Annotated in this window: 14 protein-coding genes, 1 CRISPR repeat array and 1 riboswitch (1 of these 16 cut by a window edge); of the genes, 8 read left to right on the top strand and 6 right to left on the bottom strand. The window is 45.1% G+C overall.

Going from position 1 to position 16,869, the window contains the following annotated elements:
* A CRISPR array of direct repeats spans positions 1 to 350; the repeat unit is 37 nt; unit sequence GTTGAAATTTAATTGTCTCCCTATTAGGGATTGAAAC; it reaches 1,002 nt to the left of the window's first position.
* A gap of 100 nt (positions 351 to 450) precedes the next feature.
* The 5 genes from N4J56_RS13230 (at position 451) to N4J56_RS13210 (ending at position 4,616) form a co-directional block, all read left to right on the top strand.
* A complete protein-coding gene (locus tag N4J56_RS13230) occupies positions 451 to 1,581 on the top strand; it encodes an aldo/keto reductase (RefSeq protein ID WP_317106878.1) in 1,131 nt (376 codons plus the stop codon).
* 25 nt (positions 1,582 to 1,606) lie between these two features.
* Entirely contained in the window at positions 1,607 to 2,482 is an 876-nt protein-coding gene (gene crtA, locus N4J56_RS13225; protein ID WP_317106877.1) for a cyanoexosortase A, read from the top strand.
* Positions 2,479 to 3,162 carry a cyanoexosortase A system-associated protein gene (locus N4J56_RS13220; RefSeq protein WP_317106876.1) on the top strand — a complete coding sequence of 228 codons (684 nt, stop codon included), beginning with the start codon at positions 2,479 to 2,481 and terminating at the stop codon, positions 3,160 to 3,162. The genes crtA and N4J56_RS13220 overlap by 4 nt, the downstream gene beginning before the upstream one ends.
* A gap of 31 nt (positions 3,163 to 3,193) precedes the next feature.
* On the top strand, positions 3,194 to 3,865 hold the full coding sequence (locus N4J56_RS13215; RefSeq protein WP_317106875.1) for an HpsJ family protein: 672 nt from the start codon (positions 3,194 to 3,196) through the stop codon (positions 3,863 to 3,865).
* Between the two features lie 277 nt (positions 3,866 to 4,142).
* Positions 4,143 to 4,616 carry a hypothetical protein gene (locus N4J56_RS13210; protein ID WP_317106874.1) on the top strand — a complete coding sequence of 158 codons (474 nt, stop codon included), beginning with the start codon at positions 4,143 to 4,145 and terminating at the stop codon, positions 4,614 to 4,616.
* Positions 4,617 to 4,669: 53 nt separating this feature from the next.
* On the opposite strand, the gene N4J56_RS13205 is transcribed toward N4J56_RS13210, so the two are convergent.
* The 5 genes from N4J56_RS13205 to N4J56_RS13185 all read right to left on the bottom strand — a co-directional run bounded on the left by N4J56_RS13205 (position 4,670) and on the right by N4J56_RS13185 (position 8,023).
* Positions 4,670 to 5,146, bottom strand: coding sequence for a hypothetical protein (locus N4J56_RS13205; protein WP_317106873.1), 477 nt, complete (start codon positions 5,144 to 5,146; stop codon positions 4,670 to 4,672).
* Between the two features lie 57 nt (positions 5,147 to 5,203).
* Entirely contained in the window at positions 5,204 to 5,761 is a 558-nt protein-coding gene (locus tag N4J56_RS13200) for a peroxiredoxin (RefSeq protein ID WP_317106872.1), read from the bottom strand.
* A gap of 36 nt (positions 5,762 to 5,797) precedes the next feature.
* Positions 5,798 to 6,088 carry a regulatory protein SipA gene (sipA, locus tag N4J56_RS13195; protein WP_317106871.1) on the bottom strand — a complete coding sequence of 97 codons (291 nt, stop codon included), beginning with the start codon at positions 6,086 to 6,088 and terminating at the stop codon, positions 5,798 to 5,800.
* A gap of 101 nt (positions 6,089 to 6,189) precedes the next feature.
* Positions 6,190 to 7,194 carry a sirohydrochlorin chelatase gene (locus N4J56_RS13190; protein WP_317106870.1) on the bottom strand — a complete coding sequence of 335 codons (1,005 nt, stop codon included), beginning with the start codon at positions 7,192 to 7,194 and terminating at the stop codon, positions 6,190 to 6,192.
* A 37-nt stretch (positions 7,195 to 7,231) separates the two neighbouring features.
* Positions 7,232 to 7,434, bottom strand: a riboswitch (cobalamin riboswitch).
* A gap of 124 nt (positions 7,435 to 7,558) precedes the next feature.
* Positions 7,559 to 8,023 carry a Spy/CpxP family protein refolding chaperone gene (locus tag N4J56_RS13185; RefSeq protein WP_317106869.1) on the bottom strand — a complete coding sequence of 155 codons (465 nt, stop codon included), beginning with the start codon at positions 8,021 to 8,023 and terminating at the stop codon, positions 7,559 to 7,561.
* 252 nt (positions 8,024 to 8,275) lie between these two features.
* Here N4J56_RS13185 and hemC point away from each other — a divergent pair, with 252 nt between their 5' ends.
* Entirely contained in the window at positions 8,276 to 9,265 is a 990-nt protein-coding gene (hemC, locus tag N4J56_RS13180; RefSeq protein WP_317106868.1) for a hydroxymethylbilane synthase, read from the top strand.
* An 86-nt stretch (positions 9,266 to 9,351) separates the two neighbouring features.
* Positions 9,352 to 10,776, top strand: coding sequence for a glycogen synthase GlgA (gene glgA, locus N4J56_RS13175; RefSeq protein WP_317106867.1), 1,425 nt, complete (start codon positions 9,352 to 9,354; stop codon positions 10,774 to 10,776).
* A gap of 272 nt (positions 10,777 to 11,048) precedes the next feature.
* Here glgA and N4J56_RS13170 read toward each other — a convergent pair whose 3' ends face one another.
* Positions 11,049 to 12,377, bottom strand: coding sequence for a hemolysin family protein (locus N4J56_RS13170; protein WP_317106866.1), 1,329 nt, complete (start codon positions 12,375 to 12,377; stop codon positions 11,049 to 11,051).
* Positions 12,378 to 12,819: 442 nt separating this feature from the next.
* Between N4J56_RS13170 and mfd the strand changes: the two genes are divergently transcribed.
* Positions 12,820 to 16,500 (top strand): transcription-repair coupling factor, encoded by a 3,681-nt coding sequence (gene mfd / locus N4J56_RS13165; RefSeq protein ID WP_317106865.1) that lies wholly within the window; start codon positions 12,820 to 12,822, stop codon positions 16,498 to 16,500.
* Positions 16,501 to 16,869: the final 369 nt, after the last annotated feature.

The following is a 16,869-nucleotide window of genomic DNA, read 5'->3' as shown; positions in this document are numbered from 1 at the left end:
TTTTAACTGGGCTATGTCTCTAGAGTTGAAATTTAATTGTCTCCCTATTAGGGATTGAAACAGTACTAACAAGCTATGGCTGCCCAACATACGAGGTGTTGAAATTTAATTGTCTCCCTATTAGGGATTGAAACGCTTCGGCATGATTGTCTGCCACAGGGAGAGAGAGGTTGAAATTTAATTGTCTCCCTATTAGGGATTGAAACTTGAGGATAACGTCCAACTCAAAGCGCAGCAAGCATGTTGAAATTTAATTGTCTCCCTATTAGGGATTGAAACTTAACTGCGCTGCTGCTGGCTTCGATGACGTAGAGTTGAAATTTAATTGTCTCCCTATTAGGAATTGATTTTTTTTTCGGAAGTGTTGGAATAAGATCGCTTGCTGCGCTATGGTTGAAATTTAGTTGTCTCCCATTAGGGATTGAACCTAGTACAGACTGGACACTCTCAATGCACTACCGACGATTTGGCAAGACGAATCTCAATCTTTCGGCGTTTTCGTTAGGCACGATGCGTTACTTGGCTTCAGCGGAAAATGCCTATAAAACAATTGATCGCGCAGTTGCAATAGGAATCAATCATATTGAAACAGCTAGAGGCTATGGTGACAGCGAATTATATCTCGGTGCAGCACTGAAAAAAGGCTTATCCGTCCCTCGTTCCCAGCTTCATATCACCACTAAAATTCCTCCTACGACAGATGCAGACTCGATGCGTTGTTACATTAATGAGTCTTTAGAACGTATTGGAGTCGATTATTTAGATTGCTTGGGAATTCACGGAATCAATACTTGGGAACATCTCGATCTCGTACAACGATCGCATGGTTGTATGCAAGCAGTACGGGAGGCTGTTGCTGATGGACGGGTAAGACACGTTGGTTTCTCCACTCACGCATCTTTAGATGTGATATTAGCAGCGATCGCCACCGATTTGTTTGAATTTGTCAATCTACATTACTACTATTTTTTTCAACGTCATGCCCCAGCAATAGAACTCGCCCATACTAAAGATATGGGTGTATTTATTATTTCTCCTGCGGATAAGGGAGGACTCTTATATACTCCACCAGAGACACTGAAAGAGTTGTGCCAGCCTTGTTCTCCATTAGAACTAAACTACCGCTTTTTACTCAGCGATCGCCGTATTTCTACCCTCAGCGTCGGTGCAGCTACCCCAGCTGAATTAAGCGTCCCTTTACAAGTCGCTGACTGTGACGCACCCTTAACTGATGCAGAAATTAAAGTTTTACAGCGCTTAGAAACTCATACTGCCACAACTTTAGCCAGCGATCGCTGTAGTCAATGCTACAAATGTCTACCTTGTCCTGAAAAAATTAACATTCCCGAAGTTTTGCGCCTGCGAAATCTGACTATTGCATACAATATGCAAGAGTACGGCAAATATCGTTATCAAATGTTTGAAAATGCCGGACACTGGTTTCCTGGCATGAAAGCAAATAAATGTACTCAATGCGGTGATTGTTTACCGCGCTGTCCCGAACAATTAGATATTCCGCAATTATTATCTGATACTCACGATCGCTTGAATGGATCTCCTAGACGTAGGTTATGGGGATGATTGGTAATTGGTAATTGGTAATTTTATGAGAGTTTTTTCCCAAAATGAATGGCGATCGTTGCAACAACCTCAGTTTTGGTTAATTGCGATCGCAGGTGGTATAGCAACTATTCATGCAAGTTTAATTTGGCGTAGTGATGCCGATCCAAATCAGTTTATTCTCAGTCTTCTTTGTTGGTTTGCTGTGGCAACTTTGTTATGGGAGAAACGTCATAAATTAATTTTGCGCAGCGATATTTTTTCCAGCTTTCTTGGTTTTAGTCTTCTAGGGTTTGTTCTCCTCAGAAGCTTATGGATGACGAGTTTCGACAATTTATTTCATTTTATTCCCTTTATCGCTGCTATAGGATTGGTTTTACTTGCTTCTGGCGCAAATAGGTTGCATCAATATTGGCAAGAGATACTCATTATCTTTGCTTTTTCAATTCCTGTAGAGTTGCTAATTAACCGAATTGGAATTCTCGCTCTATACACGGCGAATTTTGCGTCTTTGATTTTAACTTATTTAGGAGTAGAGTTTTATCGAGAGGGAATCAATATTATTTTGGCTAATGGCAAGGCTGTAGAGGTAGCTGCTGGCTGTTCTGGTTGGGAAAGTATATTTCCCTTATTAAAACTATCTGTATTGTTTTTAGTGATGTTTCCGACTAAAACAATTCAAAAAATCCTCGTTCCCTTAGCCGCAGTTGCGATCGCTTTTGCTGTCAATGGAGTCCGAGTCGCTATTCTAGCCATTTTACACGCTTATACAACCGAAGTTACATTTAAATATTGGCATGTCGGTACGGGTTCGCAAGTCTTTTTTCTGACTTCTACTTTATTATTTGGAGGATTCTGTTATCTAACTAGTAAAAGATCGCTTTCCGAACATTCAGACAAGAGAGAACTTTCTGAACTATGAAGCTTTGGCAGCGTTGGCGAACACCGCTATTAATTTTCACATTTGTCAATGTATTGTTTGTATCTAGTCGAGTGTTACTCGATTCAAACATTGGCAAGCGAAAAGTTACCCCTTTTACATTTCCTGCTACAGTTCCCCTTCCACAGTGGCAGCAAGTCGCAAGTCAACCGCTACCAGATCGAATTGTAGAACAAGAACCATATGGTAAGGTAGCTTTTCCAGGCAGACGCTATCAATATAAACAAAACAGTTTGTTACTTAATATCGATCTGCGCTACGAATTAAATACTGTAGGAGATGGACAACAAGCGATCGCAGACAATCTTAATTTATCATTTCCAACCAATCGCTCTCCACTGCAAATTCGTCGCAATCCGCAATTAGGTGATTACGCAGTTTTCGTACATCAACAAAAAGCATATTTAAATGCATGTATTAATTCTCGTGGTGGGAGTACGGTTACTCCTTCCCAATTTGATGCAAATCGCTTGCGTTACGACTTCCAATTTCAACGAATTGCATTCTGGTTATTGGGAAGACAAGAATTAAGAGATAACCGTTGCATTTGGACTCATTTATCTTTACCTTTAAATCAGCCTGTACCCGAAGCATACTCTACTTTAGAGCAGGCTTGGTTTTCTTGGTATAAGTGGTGGAGTTCTCGCTTTCCTCCCATTTAACAGTTGTTAGTTATAAAAGGTAATCTGTCTTGTGGCACAATCGCACAGCCATCTCGAACCATTATTTCGTTTAGCAGGCTATACTTTATTAACTTTATTTTTATTAGATCTGCTAGCAATTCTTATTCCTTTCACTTTTACTAATCCCGTGTGGGAATTTCAGCTAGCAAATCAACTTGTAGAACGCGCCCCCGTACCAATTTTAGGACTGATTTTTGTTTTAATTGGAGAATCTCAATTTCGGCTCTTTAAATTTTTGTCATGGCTCAGTTTATTAGGAGGAATTTTATATTTTTTGCTCGTTCCATTATCGATTAGCGCTATTGTCAGAATCGACCAACAAAGTTCAGCTCAAATCGCTACAAGATCGGCACAAATTCAGCAATTAAAAGAACAGATAAATACAGCACAAACATCAGCAGACATAGCAGCAATTTTAAGCCGCATTAATCCTCAAGCGACTCCGCCAGAAATAGGAAATCCAGAAGTAGTCAAACAACAATTGCTGACTAGCTTATCTCAGAACGAGCGATCGCTTCAAGCCCAAGCAGCTAGCCGCGAAAATAATCTTGGAACGCAAATCAAAAATACCATCAAGATCTGCATGGGAGCGCTAATTTCTGGAACTTTTTTTCTAGTTATTTGGCAGAAAACCCGCAAAATCGTCAACCGAAGTCAAAGGGAGCAGGGAGAAGAGAGCTGAGGGAGCAAGACAAGTCACAAGTCACAAGTCACAAGTGTTTCACGCACCACGCAACTACCAACTACCATCCCTGCTAACTTCTAGCTTCCTACTCACTTTTTCTAATAACAAATTTACTTGCTATTAAGCAGGAATTATGTTAACAAGGTCGAGATACAAGTTAAAGTAGCAGCCAGCAGCAAGGGTGATGAACTTATTCTGGAAATTGTCAGGAATTTTAGTGCGAATAAGCTTGGGGGTGATCGCGCCATTACCAAACTCAAACTCAACGTTACAAATGGTTACAGCTCAGCCCTCTCAAGCTCTGCTAGAACTCGGTTTAGTGCGATCGACAATTGACCAAAGCGATCGCGCGATCGCGCCAAATACCACACCTCAAGACACTGCCTCTCAAGACACTGTGACAACTCCCAGTTTGTGGTGGGCAAAAGAGCAGTTTGGTGGAGATTTGCTGAGTCATTGGCTGGCTTATCCCGCTCAACAAAATGGCGATTCAGGACGCATCGACTTGCATGTAAAACGGCAAAATTGGAATTCTTTAGACTACATTCAACAATATGAATTCGTGCATCATTTTGGTACTGATGCTATGGATCGCGGCTACAATCTGAGAGTTTTCAACGAGCAAAAACAGCTTTTAGCTAGTTACACTTGTGACTTCAGTGCTATTCCGACTCAATGTCAGATCGATCTTGATGCCAACAGCAAATCGATGATTCGTGGCGGAAGTCAGTTTGGGATGATGCGCTGATTTGTAATTGGCGGGTAATGGGTAATGGGTAACTGGTAACTGGTTCCTACTCCCTATTTGGTAAAACGCATTATTTCTCGCCCTAAAGTTAGCAACCCTGTCACGCCTAAAGAGACAAAAAAGACGTAAGGATACCAGTATTGGTGAATTTGTTGCTGGTGGGTAAGTTGAGGATGCAGGGTATCAATAAATAAAGTTAGTAAAGCGATCGCCAGTGCGCCAAAACCAACAAAACTCAAGCCAACTAAGATTCTGGCTGGCTGTAACTCCGCATCGCTAATCGCATCGAGATCGATTTCTGCTAACACGCTTAACGAGTCTTCCGCAACCTCTGAAGCCGATTCGATTTTAGCTGCTAATGGCTGCGATACAACTGGGACGATCGCGGCTACAGCTTGACGGCGGATTAATCCTTCCGTATCTCGTAATATTTCTAAAGGTTTGCGGTTGGTAATTTCAATCGATTCGCGATCGCTGACTTGATACCTGACTTTCCGTCTAATAGTTTGGTATTTCGGCTCGAAGTCCATAAGACACGCTGAAAACTAAGTAGAGACATGACATGGCACGTCTCTACACTTTAGCTTTTAGGCAGTGTTTTTTTGTAATTCCTCTAACCGTGCTAGAACTTCCGAGCTGTGAATAGCAGGATTTACCTTCACAAAAGTTTCGCGTAAAATCCCATCTGGGTCGATGAGAAAACTATGGCGCATTGAAACAACACCAATCCACGAACCGTAGGCTTTACTCACTTCCCCTGTGGTATCAGCAAGCAGAGGAAATTTTAACCCTTCTGAATCGCAGAATTCAGCATGGGAATCTATAGAATCAGCACTCACTCCAATAATCTGAGCATTTTTGTCAATGTACTTGGGTAAGTCTTGCTGAAACCGCTTGGCTTCTAGGGTACAGCCTGCTGTAAAGTCCTTGGGATAAAAATAAAGTACGACCCACTGACCGCGCAAGTCGGAAAGGGAAACTTCTCCATCTCCCGTATTGGTAGGTAGGGTAAATTGTGGTGCGGGTTGGTTCACTGGTGGTAGTTTACCCCCCAGCGCTAAGGCTGGGGTAGCAAAATGACACCAAACCAAAATAGATAGGCAACACGCAAAAACAGAGGTTAAAAAAGTTCGACGAGATATCATGATGTCAACTGAAAGTCCAGTTAACATAAGTTTACATTAGTCATCGCTGCGATCGGAATCCGCAGGTAAAGATGGTTCCACGTGAGATGCAGGTGGTGATTCTGGTTCTAATGTGATGCTCTCAATATATTGGCTATCGAGCAGAAAAGCACCGCGATCGAACCGGACGACCCAATATCCCCCAGGACGGCGATCCGTGACTATCCCTTCTTCCCGCAGACGAATTGTATCGGGAGGACGCAGCATCGGCATCGGCTCGGCGGTTTTAATGTAAGGTGGCAAGGCGATAACTCGGACTGTTTCGCCTATGGTGAATTCTTTTGTCATGAGCGAGTAGGGAGTAGGGAGTAGGGAGCAGGGAGCAGGGAGCAGAGGAGCAGGGGAGCAACTACCAATTACCTATTACCCATTACCCATTACCAAATCCATTATGGAACTTGCCAGATTTTTTGATGATAGTCTACCGCATTAGCGTAAGGATCTACAGGCTGGTGGTGATGGTCGTGGTGATGATGGTGATGGTCGTGGTGATGGTGATGGTCGTGGGTGTGGCTATGAGAGTGCGTGTCACCTGCTACAGCCGCTAGACGGAATTTACACATCTCGCAATTCATCTGGACTTGACCCAAATGAGTTTCGATTTCTCTTTCCCTGAGAATGTCAAATAGGATAGGATGCAGTCCTATTTCTGGCAAACAGGCGATTTCAATTTGGGGATATTTTTGTTGCTGTTGAGCTGCGACATCAAAAATCTTTTTAACTAGCGTACCCGTAAAGAGAAAGTGAGGTAGAACGATAATCCGTTTGGGTTGATAAAGTAAAGCACGTTGGAAACCTGCTTCTAAACGCGGGTGCGCGATCCCGATAAAGCAGGTTTCTACAGTAGTATAGCCGCTACCTTCCCAGAGAATGCGGGCGAGTTTGCAAGCGTCGCCATTGGCATCAGGATCGCTAGAACCGCGACCGACAAATAATAATACGGTGTCTGCACGCTGAATTTGAGGATGGTCTATTTCTGCTAGACGCGATCGCCACAAATCGAGAATTCCGGGCGTAATCCCAAAATGCCGTCCGTAGTAAAATTTGAGCTGCGGATGTCTGGCTCTAGCGCGATCGAGTTCGTTAGTTACATCAAATTTGTTATGCCGTGCGGCAAACAGCAAAATTGGCAGCACGGAAATTTCCGTAAAACCCTTCTCTACACATCGATCTACCCCCTCCTGAATAGTTGGTTCTGTCAATTCCAGAAAGCAGGGTAGAACTGGTCTAGAGGTATCTAAAGCTTGGTATGCAGAGGCAAAATCTAGCAAGCTTTGCCGTCCAGCTTCATCTCTAGTTCCATGACCGATCAGTAATAGAGGACGCTGTAGCGGCAGAGGTGGTAATTGCAAAGAAATATCTTCCAACGGAGTTAAATGGCGATCGCTAAGCATTGAGATTTTAGCTCCTTTCCCGTGTGACGCAGGAAATAGCGTGAGCGGATAACAGCACAGGCATTCTGGCTTACTATTCGTCATCGTTCATCAGTTATCAGTCATGTGCAGTTAGAGCAACAAATGACAAGTGACAAATGACAAGTGACAAAATCGTTTACAGCTGCGGCACAGCCTCGGACTTACACCGATGTTTCCCTATGCTATTACAGTTCACTTGTGCCTAGATATCTTAACTGATTTGACCTGCAACAAAAATACTGGGGGAGGGGTTGTCAGTTATCAGTGACCAGTTACCAGTCACCAGTTATCAGTGACCAGTTACCAGTTGATTTTGACTTTTGAATTTTGACTTTTGACTTTCTTAGAGTTCGCCTCTTCGTCCCTTCCAGCCTCGTTCTTGTCTCATTTGCTGTAGTTGTTGTTGCTGTTCTGGGGTTAATACTGCGTCAAACTGAGATTTGGCAGATTGACGAATTTGTTGCATTCTAGTTTTCTGCTCTGGAGTTAGGTTGAGAGAAGCTAACGCTTCGCGGCGGCGTTGTCTGCTTTCTCTAACGGTTTTGAGTTGTTCCCGCTGTGCTGGTGTCATGACTGCTTCGATTTGAGCGCGGGTGTTCCGGCGGATTTCGGCAATTTTATCTCTTTGTTCCTGAGTTAGCCCCAGTTTTTCAAATCGAGGTGGAATTTTATCTTGAGCTTGGGCGATTGTTTGTGACGCGGAAGCTTGCGACCCAGGTGCGATAGGTTCAGCTTGAGCTACTAGCGGTACAGTGGCAATACTCAAGGCGATCGCGCTGGCTAATACAGGAATATATTTGAATTGCATGGTAACGTTCTTTGGCGTTTATAAGATTTGATATCACCATCATAAAAATCGAAAAACCGCGATCGCCTGTGGAGAAAGTAACGAATGTCACTATGACTTTAGTCATGAGGAGTGAGGAGTGAGGAGCGAGGAGTGAGGAGCGATGATAACTGACAACTGACAACTGACAACTGACAACTGACTCCACTGGGTGCAGTCCTGCGGTAGTCTAGATCGAGTGACTCAGATTTAAGCTATAAATGCTGCTTTAGTATGTCCTCTAACGCCTCACCCACGGTCTCCAGCCCTGCCCGCACAATTCGCATCGGTTCGCGCAAGAGCCAATTGGCTTTAGTTCAAACTTATTGGGTGCAAGAACAACTGCAAAAAGCTTTTCCAGATCGCACGTTTGAAGTCCACACCATGTCTACTCAAGGGGATAAAATTCTCGACGTTGCCCTTGCCAAGATTGGTGATAAAGGGTTGTTTACGAAAGAGTTAGAAGTGGGGATGCTCAATCAGGAAATTGATTTTGCCGTGCATTCCCTGAAAGATTTGCCGACTCGCTTACCGGAAGGGTTGATGTTGGGAGCAGTCACACAAAGAGAAAATCCGGCAGATGCTTTAGTATTACATTCTCAATATAAAGATAAACAATTTGATACATTGCCAGAAGGAGCCGTCATCGGGACTTCCTCTTTACGCAGACTGGCACAACTACGCTATCACTTTCCCCACCTAGCATTTAAAGACGTGCGTGGTAACGTGATTACACGCCTGCAAAAACTCGATGCTGGAGAATATGATGCCCTAGTATTGGCAGTAGCGGGGCTGCAAAGGCTAGGGTTGGGCGATCGCGTCGATCGGGTCATTCCAGCAGAAATCTCCTTGCACGCTGTCGGACAGGGCGCTTTGGGAATAGAATGTCGTGAGGGTGACGAAGAAGTCTTATCTTTAATTAAGGCGATCGAAGACGTACCCACACGCGATCGCGCTCTTGCAGAACGTGCCTTTTTGCGGGAATTAGAAGGTGGCTGTCAAGTGCCTATTGGCGTTAACACTAGCCTAGAGGGAGATCTGCTAACTCTCACTGGTATGGTAGCTAGTTTAGACGGACAAAGATTGGTTAAAGATACCGTAACTGGTGCGCCCACAGAGGCAGAAAAGCTTGGCATCGAATTAGCCCAACGCCTTCGTCAACAAGGAGCGCAAGAGATACTAGCCGAAATCTTCGCGCAAATTCAACGCGGACAGGTATTGTAGAGACGTTACGTATAGAGACGTTACATGTAACGTCTCTATACAGAGCGACCTCTACCAATCTACTCACCACTCACTACTCACTAAACATGCGAATTTTGTTTGTTGCCGCAGAAGCAGCGCCAGTCGCCAAAGTTGGCGGAATGGGCGATGTCGTCGGAGCGTTACCGAAAATTCTCAGAGAAATGGGGCATGACGTGCGAATTTTTCTGCCCTATTATGGCTTTCTACCAGACAAAATGGAGATTCCCCAAGATCCAATCTGGTCTGGAGCTGCCATGTTTCAGGATTTTAAGGTTTACGAAGCCGTGCTGCCTGGAACGGATGTTCCCTTGTATTTATTCGGGCATCCGTCATTTGCACCCCGTCGCATTTATTCTGGGGAAGACGAACACTGGCGTTTCACTTTGTTTGCTAACGGCGCAGCAGAATTTTGCTGGAACTATTGGAAACCCGATATTGTCCACTGTCACGATTGGCATACAGGGATGATTCCCGTTTGGATGCACCAATCTCCAGATATTACCAGCGTATTTACGATTCATAACTTGGCTTATCAAGGTCCCTGGCGCTGGTATTTAGAGAAGATTACGTGGTGTCCTTGGTACATGCAAGGACATAATACAATGGCAGCGGCGGTGCAATTTGCCGATCGCGTGAATACAGTTTCTCCAACTTATGCCAAACAGATTCAGACGGCAGCTTATGGCGAAACTCTTGAAGGTTTAATGTCTTTTATTAGCGGTAAATTATGGGGTATTGTTAACGGAATTGACGTTGATGTCTACAATCCAGAAAACGATAAATATATTGCTAAAACTTTCACAACAGACACTTTAGAACAGCGGAAGCCAAATAAAGTTGCCATTCAAGAAGAAGTGGGGTTAGAGGTAAACTCCAAAGCCTTTTTAGTGGGTATGGTGACGCGGCTGGTAGAACAGAAAGGCATCGATTTGGCAATCCAGATTTTGGATCGTTTTCTCTCGTATACCGATGCCCAAATTATTATTTTAGGCACGGGCGATCGCTATTATGAAACTCAATTGTGGCAGATGGCATCGCGTTTTCCCGGGCGGATGGCAACGTATTTACTCTACAACGATGCCCTTGCCCGTCGTATTTATGCTGGTAGCGATGCCTTCTTGATGCCAAGTCGATTTGAACCCTGCGGTATCAGTCAAATGATGGCGTTGCGTTACGGTTGCGTGCCGATAGTGCGTCGTACTGGCGGCTTAGTTGATACTGTTACTCATCACGACCCTGAAAATAATGTCGGTACGGGTTATTGTTTCGATCGCTACGAACCATTAGACCTTTATACTTGTATGGTGCGTGCTTGGGAAGGTTTTCACTACAAACCAAATTGGCAAGCCGTACAACAGCGGGGAATGCAACAAGACTTCAGTTGGTATCAGTCGGCAAAAGAATACGTGAAAATGTATAACTCAATGTACGGCACTACTGAGGAAGTAGAAACACCCCAACCGCAAATAGAAGAATTAATTCCGAAATAGTTACCTAATGTAGGGCGGGTTCACCCGAAATATTGACTCTCATCTGAAAATCTCAATAAACCCGCCCATCCGAGGTTATGTATTAATCAACCCGCCCCAACCAAAATAGTCGTATAAAAATGTATGCGATTGTAATTATGAATTTGGCGATCGATTGTAAATCTCATGAGGGCGGGTTTAGCAAATAGATTTTTGATGGTAAGGAAATTCTCGGTTAAAACCCGCCCCTACAATAATTCTGATTATTTCACCGATTACCAATTACCCATTATCTAATCTTCCTTCTCCGACTTTACCCCTCTACCTTCCATCGGAGTCACTAACACTTTATCTACTCGATTACCATCCATATCCATCACTTCAAACTGTAATAATTCCCATGCAAAACTATCTGTAGCAGCAGGAATGCGACCGAGATGAGTAATCACAAAACCACCTAAAGTTTGATAACTACCTCGATGTTCTTTGGGAATTCCTTCAATATCAAAAATTTCAAAAAATTCATCTACAGGTAACATCCCATCCAACAACCAAGAACCATCTTCTCGTTGCACTGCCATTGGTTCTTCTAAATCACCTGCATTGGGGACATCGCCTACAATTTCTACCATGATGTCATTCAGCGTCACCAAGCCCTGGATCACGCCGTATTCGTCTACCACCAATGCCATGTGAATGCCCGTTTGCTTAAATAATTCTAGAATTTTTAATCCCCTGGTACTTTCAGGGACAAATACGGGTTGTCGCAACGATACGGTAAGGTCGAGGGATTGACCGGACAAACAACGCTCTAACATGTCGGTAACGTGACTGATTCCCAGAACGTTATCCAAACCCCCTTGACAAACTGGAAAGCGGGAATGACAGCTATCGAGGATTTTTTGCCGATTTTCTTCAGCAGTGTCCTCTAAGTCCAGCCAGACAATATCAGGACGGGGTGTCATTAAAGCATTAACAGGGCGATCGCCTAACCGAAATACCCGTTCTACCATATCCTGTTCGGCAGCTTCAAACGTCCCCGCTTCCGTACCCTGCTCGATCAAAACGCGAATTTCTTCTTCTGTCACTTGCGGTTCGGTAGAAGGTCTAATCCCCAACAGCCGCACGACAAGATCGGTTGAGGCACTCAGCAAATAGACTATAGGAGCAGCAATTTTTGCCAAAAACCGCAACGGCATGGCAACAACAGTTGCAATCTTCTCTGGATAGTTGAGTGCCAATTGTTTTGGTACGAGTTCCCCAATAATCAGTGTCAGATAGGTGACGAGTAAAACAGCAGTTACAGAAGCGATCGCGCTGTTGTATGCCGCAAGTCCAGGGACTAAACTTACCAGTGGAGCCAGCCTAGTTGCTACAGCCGATTCTGCAAAAGCACCAGATAAAATTGCTAGTAGCGTAATGCCAATTTGCACGCTAGCTAGAAACTGATTGGGAGCATTCGCCAAGTCTAGAGCTACACGAGCTTTTTTATCCCCCTGGTTAGCCAGACTTTGTAGCCTTACCTTCCTTGCCGAGACGATCGCTAGTTCCGACATCACAAAGATGCCATTGGCAAATATCAGTAGGAGAATCGTCAGAACTTCAAGAGAAATGGAGGACATTAGTTTTAATTGTTGCTGCTACTCAGGGCAAGCGGTGCTGAATGTTGGCTACCTATTATCCAGTATCGGAGATCTTTTCATCTCCAGTTTCTCGCTTCCAAGTCATGATGCAACAATTTTTCATAGAATCTCAATTGAATGGAGGGGTAGTATAAGCAACTATACTTAGGTAGGGAGCAGGGAGACAAGGGAGACAAGGGAGATAAGGGAGATAAGGGAGATAAGGGGGAACTCGCTCTTTCCCGCGACCGTTCGGCGAAGCCGTTCCCGAAGGGTAGGGAGTGGGGATTAGGGGATTAGGGGGACAAGGGAGCAACTACCAACTACTAACCACCAACTACCAACTACCGATTACCCTTCCCCCTATTATTGTTGAGAATTTTAGAATGGAGAAATAGCATCTATCCCATTGCAATTTTCCGTCTGCTGTAGCTAATAACTTATGGCTTTTTCTTCTATCGTGCGTGCCTTAGGGCGATCGCCACTGTCAACCGAACTCATATCTAAACTCAATCGCCAGCAGGTCTGTTCTCTCAATGGCGTTTCGCGCTTGCCTAAAGGATTGGTGGCTTCGGCTTTAGCACAAGCACAACAGCGTCACCTCCTGGTTATCTGCGCCACTCTGGAAGAAGCCGGACGTTGGACGGCTCAACTCGAATCGATGGGATGGGATCGAGTCCATTTTTACCCCACTTCAGAAGCATCGCCTTACGAACCCTTCGACCCCGAAACCGAAATGACTTGGGGACAGATGCAGGTGCTGGCAGATTTGATTGAGGAAACGGGAGGAAAGGGGAACAAGGGAGACAAGGGAGACAAGGGGGACAAGGAGACATCTCCCTCACTCCTCGCTCCTCGCTCCTCACCCCTCATCGCAGTCGTGGCGACAGAAAGAGCTTTACAACCCCACTTACCACCAGCAGACGTGTTTCAACCCTACTGCTTGACCATTAGTAAGGGGATGGAATTCGATCTAGGTGACTTTGGCGATCGCCTTGCAGCAATGGGTTACGATCGCGTACCCACGGTAGAAACCGAAGGACAATGGAGCAGGCGCGGCGATATTGTAGACGTGTTTCCCGTCTCTTCCGAATTGCCCGTGCGTTTGGAGTGGTTTGGCGATGAAATCGAACAAATTCGCGAGTTCGACCCAGCGACTCAACGCAGTTCTGTGGGTGGCACGGCACTTGACAAGATATCACAAGTCGTGCTTACACCAACCAATTTTGCTCCCATCGTCAAAGCAGCACTAACGGAGGAACAAACAGAAATTGTTAAAACCTACCTTTCCCCAGAAGAACGAGAACTATTCGACGCAGGAAATGACCCAGAAGGTAGCCGCCGCTTTCTGGGTTTAGCTTTCTCCCAACCCGCATCCCTCCTTGACTATTTACCCAAAGATACGATTATCACCATTGACGAACTAGAACTATGTCAAGCGCACAGCGATCGCTGGGTGGAGAATGCAGAGGAACAGTGGCAGCAATTAGGGAGCAGGGAGCAGGGAGCAGGGAGCAGGGGGAAGAGGGCTGAGGGAGCTGAGGAGGCTGAGGAAGCAATTCTAGCCACTAGCCACCAGCCACTAGCCACTCCTCTACCAAAAGTCCACCGCACATTTGAAGACTCATTAGCAACAGCCCAAGGATTTCAGGAATTATATTTATCGGAATTAGCAGTTGAAGAAAACCCCTCACTCCTCGCTCCTCACTCCTCGCCCCTCAATCTTGCCAGTCGTTCGATTCCCGTCACTCCTCATGCGTTTGGGAAGTTAGCAGAGACAATTAGACAAGAACGCGATCGCGGTTTCTCGACTTGGCTGGTTTCGGCTCAACCATCCCGTTCTGTCTCCCTATTGCAAGAACACGATTGTCCTGCCCAATTTATCCCCAATCCTCGCGATTACCAGGCGATCGATAAATTGCAACTTCAGCGTACGCCTGTGGCGTTGAAATATTCGGGGGTGGCAGAATTAGAAGGTTTTATTCTCCCTACGTTTCGCTTGATGGTGGTGACTGACCGCGAATTTTACGGTCAGCACAGCCTCGCTACTCCTAGCTACATTCGCAAGCGCCGCCGCGCCGCCTCGAAGCAAGTCGATCCGAATAAGTTGCGTCCGGGGGATTTTGTCGTTCACAGAAATCACGGGATCGGCAAGTTTTTGCGGCTGGAAAGTCTGACGATCGATCGCGAAACACGAGAATATTTAGTCGTGCAATATGCCGATGGTTTGTTGCGCGTCGCTGCCGATCAACTCGGTTCGTTATCAAGGTTTCGCGCCACCGATAGCAAGCCGCCAGAACTGAATAAAATGTCGAGTAAGGCGTGGGCAAACACGAAAAATCGCGCCAGAAAAGCAATCAAAAAACTGGCAGTGGATCTGCTGCAACTGTACGCCCAGCGATCGCAGCAATCAGGTTATGCTTACCCAATTGATTCTCCTTGGCAGGTAGAATTAGAAGATTCTTTCCCCTATCAACCGACAACAGACCAACTCAAAGCGACTCAAGATGTCAAGCGCGACATGGAAAGCGATCGCCCGATGGATCGTTTAGTCTGTGGCGATGTGGGTTTTGGTAAGACTGAAGTAGCAATTCGCGCTGTTTTCAAAGCTGTCACAGCAGGTAAGCAAGTTGCTTTGCTTGCCCCTACCACTATTCTGACGCAACAACATTACCATACTTTAAAAGAACGCTTTGCCCCTTATCCGGTAAACGTCGGCTTACTCAACCGCTTTCGCAGTGCCGAGGAGCGAAAAGATCTACTCAAGCGATTGGCAACGGGTGAATTAGATATTGTTGTCGGGACGCACCAACTACTAGGTAAAGGTGTCAGCTTCCGCGATTTGGGACTATTGGTAATCGACGAAGAACAAAGATTTGGGGTCAATCAGAAAGAAAAAATTAAAGCTTTGAAAACTCAATTAGACGTGCTAACTCTTTCTGCAACTCCCATTCCCCGTACCTTGTATATGTCATTGTCGGGAATTCGGGAGATGAGTCTGATTACTACGCCGCCTCCCTCCCGCCGACCGATTAAAACTCACCTCGCACCTTACGATACTGAATCAATTCGTAGCGCCATTCGTCAAGAACTCGATCGCGGCGGACAAGTTTTTTATGTCGTCCCGCGTGTCGAAGGAATTGAAGAGACAGCGGCGACTTTAAGAGAAATTGTTGGCGGGGCGAGAATTGCCGTCGGACACGGACAATTAGATGAAAACCAATTAGAATCAACGATGCTTTCCTTTAGTAACGGGGAAGCCGATATTTTGGTTTGCACCACGATTATTGAATCGGGCTTAGATATCCCGCGTGTGAATACAATTCTAATTGAAGATGCGCATCGCTTCGGTTTATCCCAACTCTACCAGTTGCGGGGGCGTGTCGGACGGGCGGGAATTCAGGCTCATGCCTGGTTATTTTATCCTAAACAACGGGCGCTATCCGATACGGCAAGGCAGCGTTTGCGGGCAATTCAAGAATTCACTCAACTCGGTTCTGGCTATCACTTGGCAATGCGCGATATGGAAATTCGCGGTGTGGGAAATTTGTTAGGCGTAGAACAATCCGGTCAAATGGATGCGATCGGTTTCGATTTATATATGGAAATGTTAGAGGAAGCCTTGCGCGAAATTCGCGGTCAGGAAATTCCCCAAGTGGAAGATACGCAAATCGATTTGAATTTGACGGCGTTTATTCCCACAGATTACATTACCGATTTAGACCAGAAGATGAGCGCGTATCGGGCTGTAGCAGCGGCGAAAACTAAGGAAGAGTTAATCCAACTTGCCGCAGATTGGAGCGATCGCTACGGGGCAATTCCGACTGGTGCAACTCAATTATTGCGCGTCATGGAATTAAAACAACTAGCGAGAAAATTAGGATTTAGCCGCATCAAACCCGAAGGTAAACAGCACGTAGTTTTAGAAACTGCGATGGAAGAACCAGCTTGGAATTTAATGATTGCCAACTTACCTGATAGTTTGCGATCGCGCTTTGTTTACTCGCCTGGTAAAGTCACCGTGCGCGGTTTAGCAGTCCTCAAAACCGAACAACAATTGCAAACTTTAATTGATGCTTTGAGCAAGATGCAAGGTGCAGTTCCAGAAACGGTGATGGTTTGATTGGTAATGGGTCATTTGTAGGGGTGGGTTTATCGCGTGACTCTGGCATATACGAACAGCTAGATGAAAAACCCGCCCTACGCTTTGATTTCCCCCACCTAAATTGCCATACGTGCATATTGGTTAGTAAGCTACCGTATAAACAGATCGATCGCTTGTAGAACAGAAAGATTTGTAGTCTTCAGTTTGGCAAGCGATAACTTCGTTCAGCTTCGATAACGCAGTATTTAGACACGATTTTAGTATTTTTACTTACAAATTATGGCTTAAAGAAAATTTAGTATTCTTTGAGACAATTTCGAGACAATTTCACTATTTTATTAATAAATTGAAACTTTTTGTAATGAAGTTAACAGCAGTTTGAAAAAT

The sequence above is a fragment of the Chroococcidiopsis sp. SAG 2025 genome, from assembly GCF_032860985.1.
Classification (GTDB): Bacteria; Cyanobacteriota; Cyanobacteriia; order Cyanobacteriales; family Chroococcidiopsidaceae; genus Chroococcidiopsis.
This window is presented reverse-complemented; position numbering and strand designations above follow the sequence as displayed.

What these genes read in the sequence shown, in the direction of transcription:
- mfd (WP_317106865.1), top strand. Translation starts at nt 12,820, where the DNA reads ATGGCTTTTTCTTCTATCGTGCGTGCCTTAGGGCGATCGCCACTGTCA.
- N4J56_RS13200 (WP_317106872.1), bottom strand. Translation starts at nt 5,761, where the DNA reads ATGATATCTCGTCGAACTTTTTTAACCTCTGTTTTTGCGTGTTGCCTA.
- N4J56_RS13220 (WP_317106876.1), top strand. Translation starts at nt 2,479, where the DNA reads ATGAAGCTTTGGCAGCGTTGGCGAACACCGCTATTAATTTTCACATTT.
- crtA (WP_317106877.1), top strand. Translation starts at nt 1,607, where the DNA reads ATGAGAGTTTTTTCCCAAAATGAATGGCGATCGTTGCAACAACCTCAG.
- N4J56_RS13210 (WP_317106874.1), top strand. Translation starts at nt 4,143, where the DNA reads ATGGTTACAGCTCAGCCCTCTCAAGCTCTGCTAGAACTCGGTTTAGTG.
- N4J56_RS13230 (WP_317106878.1), top strand. Translation starts at nt 451, where the DNA reads ATGCACTACCGACGATTTGGCAAGACGAATCTCAATCTTTCGGCGTTT.
- glgA (WP_317106867.1), top strand. Translation starts at nt 9,352, where the DNA reads ATGCGAATTTTGTTTGTTGCCGCAGAAGCAGCGCCAGTCGCCAAAGTT.
- sipA (WP_317106871.1), bottom strand. Translation starts at nt 6,088, where the DNA reads ATGACAAAAGAATTCACCATAGGCGAAACAGTCCGAGTTATCGCCTTG.
- N4J56_RS13205 (WP_317106873.1), bottom strand. Translation starts at nt 5,146, where the DNA reads ATGGACTTCGAGCCGAAATACCAAACTATTAGACGGAAAGTCAGGTAT.
- hemC (WP_317106868.1), top strand. Translation starts at nt 8,276, where the DNA reads ATGTCCTCTAACGCCTCACCCACGGTCTCCAGCCCTGCCCGCACAATT.
- N4J56_RS13190 (WP_317106870.1), bottom strand. Translation starts at nt 7,194, where the DNA reads ATGCTTAGCGATCGCCATTTAACTCCGTTGGAAGATATTTCTTTGCAA.
- N4J56_RS13185 (WP_317106869.1), bottom strand. Translation starts at nt 8,023, where the DNA reads ATGCAATTCAAATATATTCCTGTATTAGCCAGCGCGATCGCCTTGAGT.
- N4J56_RS13170 (WP_317106866.1), bottom strand. Translation starts at nt 12,377, where the DNA reads ATGTCCTCCATTTCTCTTGAAGTTCTGACGATTCTCCTACTGATATTT.